At 63.3% G+C, this 5,170-nt stretch carries 7 protein-coding genes and 1 pseudogene; 4 read left to right on the top strand and 4 right to left on the bottom strand.

What is annotated here, in order from left to right; translation table 11 throughout:
• A partial coding sequence (locus AC630_RS32805) for a DUF1036 domain-containing protein (protein WP_074122585.1) occupies nucleotides 1-540 on the bottom strand: 540 nt, incomplete at its 3' end.
• A gap of 167 nt (nucleotides 541-707) precedes the next feature.
• Between AC630_RS32805 and AC630_RS32800 the strand changes: the two genes are divergently transcribed.
• From AC630_RS32800 to AC630_RS32790, 3 genes are all read left to right on the top strand, one after another.
• Nucleotides 708-1,016: a DUF1244 domain-containing protein gene (locus AC630_RS32800; protein WP_074122582.1), complete on the top strand. Its 309-nt coding sequence runs from the start codon at nucleotides 708-710 to the stop codon at nucleotides 1,014-1,016.
• Between the two features lie 204 nt (nucleotides 1,017-1,220).
• Complete coding sequence (locus tag AC630_RS32795; RefSeq protein WP_018641571.1) at nucleotides 1,221-1,493, top strand: DUF2312 domain-containing protein; 273 nt, start codon at nucleotides 1,221-1,223, stop codon at nucleotides 1,491-1,493.
• A 130-nt stretch (nucleotides 1,494-1,623) separates the two neighbouring features.
• A complete protein-coding gene (locus tag AC630_RS32790; RefSeq protein ID WP_074122581.1) occupies nucleotides 1,624-3,384 on the top strand; it encodes an adenylate/guanylate cyclase domain-containing protein in 1,761 nt (586 codons plus the stop codon).
• Nucleotides 3,385-3,469: 85 nt separating this feature from the next.
• Here the strand turns inward: AC630_RS32790 and rnk are convergent, their stop codons facing one another.
• Both rnk and AC630_RS32780 read right to left on the bottom strand, forming a co-directional pair.
• Nucleotides 3,470-3,889: a nucleoside diphosphate kinase regulator gene (gene rnk / locus AC630_RS32785; protein WP_083636475.1), complete on the bottom strand. Its 420-nt coding sequence runs from the start codon at nucleotides 3,887-3,889 to the stop codon at nucleotides 3,470-3,472.
• Between the two features lie 18 nt (nucleotides 3,890-3,907).
• Complete coding sequence (locus AC630_RS32780; RefSeq protein WP_245330585.1) at nucleotides 3,908-4,378, bottom strand: GreA/GreB family elongation factor; 471 nt, start codon at nucleotides 4,376-4,378, stop codon at nucleotides 3,908-3,910.
• A 31-nt stretch (nucleotides 4,379-4,409) separates the two neighbouring features.
• Here AC630_RS32780 and AC630_RS45795 point away from each other — a divergent pair, with 31 nt between their 5' ends.
• Nucleotides 4,410-4,661 (top strand): hypothetical protein, encoded by a 252-nt coding sequence (locus AC630_RS45795; protein WP_167561323.1) that lies wholly within the window; start codon nucleotides 4,410-4,412, stop codon nucleotides 4,659-4,661.
• Nucleotides 4,662-4,804: 143 nt separating this feature from the next.
• Here AC630_RS45795 and AC630_RS32775 read toward each other — a convergent pair.
• Nucleotides 4,805-5,170: pseudogene (locus AC630_RS32775) on the bottom strand (DUF882 domain-containing protein); the annotation flags it as partial.

Raw genomic sequence — 5,170 nt, 5'->3', positions numbered from 1 at the left:
GGGCGTACCACCGGGCGGCCCATTGGGCAAACCCGGAACCCCGCCCGGGCCGACCGGACCGGGCAAGCCTGGCACGCGCTGCTGTTGTGACGGCTGCTCGTTGGCATCGGTGAGCTGCACCGTCCAGGCGCGCTGCTCGCCGGTGTCGACCTCGAAATAGCCGGTCCGGTCATAGCCGCGCGCCAGGCAGTCCTCGGTGCCGCGGATGGTGAATTCCTTGTCGCGCGAGCACATGAAGGCCTGCCCCGACCATTCGCCGCCGCGGTCATAGTCGATGGCGTAGATGTAATAGAAGCGGGCCACCAGCGTTCCCCGAAGCAGGGTCTCGCAAGAGCGGGAGGAGATGTTCCACCAGCCCTCGGTGGTCCAGCCCTCGGCGTCCTTGTAGCCCAGCGCGATGCCGACCCGGCTCGCGGTGTTGTTGCAAAGGCGGAAATCGGCGGAAGCCGGGCTGGTCCACAGGCACAGCAGGGCAACCGCCAGCACCGGGACCAACCGGGCGAGCAGGCGAAGGGGAGAGCGGGGAGATTCGGCGATCATTGTCGCGGAACGTATACCAGATCATTGACGATTTGGCGTAGGGGCGGGGAACTGCCTCAAAGCCGGCTTTCGGTCCGTTTGCGCCGCGATATGGCAAAAACTGTGACAGGCCCCACCTGATCCCGTAAGGGTGACCCCCATCGGGGGCAGAGCCAAGGAATCCAGCTATGGCTATCGACGACAAAACCAGAACGGAACTCGAGGCGGCCGCTTTCCGGCGCCTGGTCGACCATTTGAAGACGCGGACGGACGTCCAGAACATCGACCTGATGAATCTGGCTGGCTTCTGCCGCAACTGCCTGTCCAACTGGCTCAAGGACGCCGCCGACGCCCAGGGCGTCGCCTTGAGCAAGGACGAGAGCCGGGAGGCCGTCTACGGCATGCCCTACGAGACCTGGAAGTCGAAGTACCAGGGCACGGCCACGCCCGAGCAGCTCGAGGCGATGAAGAAGGTCCACCCCGGGCATGGGCACTGAACGGCCTCGTCCGCTTCCTGCCGACGCACTGAGTCGCACCACACAACAGCTTTCTTTGACCCGCCGCAGGAAGGTGTGGGCGCGCTGTGGACGAGCGCGATGCTGCCTTGAACGTAGGGGGCACCAACCCTAAGGGTCTAGCCAGCACGCGCGGTGACGATGCCGGCGTCACCTCGTTTTGCCAGTTTCATTGGGAGTACCAAGATGGCCACCTCCGCCGCCGTCCGCGACGACGAGCCCGCGACGAAATTTGCCAAGGACCAGCTCAAGTCCATCATCGAGCGCATCGAGCGGCTGGAGGAAGAGAAGAAGGCGATCTCCGACGACATCCGCGACGTCTATGCCGAGAGCAAGGGCAACGGCTACGACGTCAAGGCGCTGCGCACCATCGTGCGCCTGCGCAAGCAGGACCCGAACGAGCGCGCCGAGGCCGAGACGATTCTCGAGACCTACATGCAGGCGCTGGGGATGCTGTGAGGCGTCGAGGCCCGGCCTTGGCCGGGCCGTTCTGGGCGCTGCGGGGGTCTGGCCAAGCCTGCTCCTGAAGCGTGGCCAGTTTGGGCAAAACCCGTTCGTCTGCTAGAATGCTCGGTGAAGGGACCGAGCAATGGACGTGCCTGGACCAGAGCGCAGGCTCGCTGCGGTCCTCGCCGCTGACATGGTCGGCTTTAGTCGGCTCATGGAGGTCGACGAGGGAGGGACGCTCGCGCGCCTCAAGACTCACCGGATCGAACTCATCGACCCGGCGATTGCGAAGAATCACGGCCGCATCATCAAGACGACGGGCGACGGTCTGCTGGTGGAATTCCACAGCGTCGTCGATGCCGTGCTGTGCGCGGCCGAAGTTCAGCAGCGGATGGTCCGGCGCAATGCCGACGTCCCGCCGCCGCGATGGATACAGTTCCGCATCGGCATCAACCTGGGCGATGTGATCGTCGACCAGAACGATATTTTCGGCGACGGCGTCAACGTGGCGTCACGGCTGGAGGCACTGGCCGAGCCGGGAGGCATCTGCATCTCGAGCGCGGTGCGCGAGCAACTCGGCCAGCGCCTTGATGGCTTCGAATTCGAGGATCTCGGCGACCAGAGCGTCAAGAACATCGCGCGTCCCATCCACGTTTTCCGGATTCGGCTCGACCAGGGGTCGTCAGGCGCGCCGTCCGGCGCGACGGGCAAGGCGGCAGGGGCTTCGAAGAAGCCGTCCATCGCCGTATTGCCTTTCGCCAACATGAGCGGCGATCCCGAGCAGGAGTTCTTTGCCGACGGTTTGACCGAAGACATCATTACAGAACTCTCACGCTTCCACGAGCTGCTCGTCATCTCCCGCAACTCGACCTTCGTGTACAAGGGCAAGGCGGTGAAGGTGCCGGAGGTCGCCCGCGAATTCGGCGTCGACTACGTCATCGAGGGAAGCGTGCGAAAGGTCGGGGATCGCGTCCGCGTCACCGTGCAACTGATCGATGCGGAAATCGACCGGCACATTTGGGCCGAACGCTATGACGGCGAGCTGCGGGACATCTTCGCCATTCAGGACGAAATGACGCGTGCGATCGCTGCAACGCTTCCCGGTCGCGTCGAGGCCGCCACACACGACCGGGCGAAGCGCAAGACGACTGACAACATGGCGGCCTACGAATGCGTGCTGGCCGCAAAGCAGCTGCACCACCGCTCGAACCGGGAAGACAATTCGCAATCGTTGCGCCTGCTCGACCGGGCCATCGCGCTCGATCCGAACTACGCGCACGCACATGCGTGGAAAGCCTGCGTCCTGGGCCAGACCTGGGTCCACGGCTGGTGTGCGGATCGAGATGCGACCTTCCAGCAGGTGGGGTCGGAACTGGAGATCGCGCTGGGGCTCGACGACAATGACAGCGACGTCCATCGGATTCTCGCCGCACTGAATCTGAACCGCGACGACCATGAGACGTCCGCGTACCATCAGGAGCGGGCGCTCGCACTCAACCCGAACTACGACCTCGTCGTGGTGCAACAGGGCGAATTGCTGACCTGGCTGGGCCGGCCCGAGGAAGGTATCGACTGGATCAAGAAGGCCATGCGGCTCAACCCTTATCATCCGGAACGTTTCTGGAGCCATCTCGGGCGCGCATATTATTGTGCCGAGAAGTACGCCGAGGCGGCTCAAGCCTTTTCACGGATCACACGGCCCGATCATACCCATCACGCCTTCCTTGCAGCGATCTTCGCGCAAATGGGCAACGCGGTTGCGGCGGGGGCCCACACGGCGGAAGTCCTCAAGCGCGAGCCGACATTTTCGGTGGCGACCCACCTCACGACGCAGCACTACAAGCGGGATGTTGATCGTCAACGCTACGAGTCTGGGCTGCTCAAGGCTGGCCTGCCGGCCTGATCCGAAACGCGACGCGACGCTTTGCGGGACAGATTGTGACCGCTCCACCACCGCCGCGCGAAATAGCTCGCGCGACGAGTGGGCGTCATTCGGACACGGCAAGGACAGTAAGTCCCTTGGCTTCGCCGCCGGGCGCCTGGAAATCAATCCGCTGTCCCGCAGACAGCCCAATAAGGGCCGCTCCGACGGGCGTCAGGATCGAGACGCGATTGCGTTCGATGTTCGCCTCGTGCGGATAGACCAGCACGATTGTTCGGGTCGCGCCAGATTCCTCGTCCCGGTAGGTCGCCTCGGAGCCCATCCTGATGACGCCATGCAAATCCGTCTCGGTCGGGACCACAGTCGCACGGTCCAGTTCCCGAGCCAGAAACTGAGCGACACGTGGAAAGAGCTCCATCGTTGAGTCCGCGAGCGAGGTGAGGCGCCGCAGATCGCCTTCACTGACCCTGATTGATGGAAGCGCAAGCTCTTCGTTGCCGGCGACGTTCGTTTCAAGATTGTTCAATGTGCTTCTCCTTTCTTGTTAAGCGGCCGTCGGCCCCGGATCGTCGCCGGGCGATGATGGTCCCGCGGTCGTGACACGCCGAAACAAGGGCACTACATTCGGCCCCGATTGGCTCACGCTCTGTACAGTTACGAGGTTGAGGCATCCTCCGACGGAGTAGGGCATTCGATCGCCCTCTCGCAGCCCGAGAAGGGCCGCGCCTAACGGCGACAGAACCGAGATGCGCGAAGGATCAGTCGAACACTCGTCGGGCCAAACCAATTGCACGGTTCGGGGTGGAACACCCCAGTTTATCCAGTAAGTGACCCATGATCCGAGGGTGACCAGGGATGCGACCTCGCTTGCTTCGTCGGGTATGATCTTGGCCCGGTCGATTTCGCCTGCGAGGAAGATCCCGGTCGCGTCCCCCTGTTGAGCCGCGACTCGTGCGAGCTTTTCCAGGCGGGGATAATCGGATGCGGCGAGTGCGATTTTCGGAAGCGGCTGCACGGCAAACTCCTTCTGCTTCAACGAGCCGACCTTGGTCGGTAAGTCAAAAAGCTTGGAAAAGAGCCCGGACGGCGCGACAGCCGTCCGGCTAACCGCCTGCTTGAAGGCGACCGGCGTGCAGACCAAACCGCGCAATGCGCGGATCAATGTCGACGAAATAGGTCATGACAAGATCAAGTATAGGTATTGGTTGCGCCAGACGCATTGCGGCGAAACCGCGCAGCTTGCAAAGGACCTTGCCGCGCTACAAATTACGCGTCACTTCGTTTGGAAAACGCGATAAGGCGAACTTGTAGCCCGGATGGAGCGAAGCGAAATCCGGGAACGCAACGCGCGACATATTCCCGGATTGCGCTGCGCTCCATCCGGGCTACGGCACTGAATTCTACGGCACTGAATTCTTGGGAATGGCGAAGGCTATGCGCCTCAGCGCAACGCGGCGGTGCGCACGACGAACGATGTCGTCTCGAGCTTCGCCGTAGCGGAGCCCGAGAAGTTGTCGCAGGACAGGCCCTGCATCGGATCGTCGGCGAAGCCCATCGCGATCACGGCCTGCGGCTTCACGAAATAGCCACGCAGCGCAACCGTGTCGAGCTCGCCCATCAGCGTCACCGACATCGCGCGGCTGGCGCTCGGCGACAGCATCGCAATCTTGAGCCAGACGCTCTCACCTTTGGCCGCGGAGAGGCGCGTCGCTGTCGCGACCATACCGTCGATGCTCTTGCCGACGACCGTGTTGATCTCGGTCGCGGGCGCAAGGCCGCGCGTCGCGGCTGTGGGGCGGGCCGCGCG

The sequence above is a fragment of the Bradyrhizobium sp. AS23.2 genome (genome assembly GCF_001908185.1).
Lineage (GTDB): Bacteria > Pseudomonadota > Alphaproteobacteria > Rhizobiales > Xanthobacteraceae > Bradyrhizobium.
The sequence above is the reverse complement of the archived record's forward strand: the minus strand, read 5'-3'. Positions and strand labels throughout refer to the sequence as shown.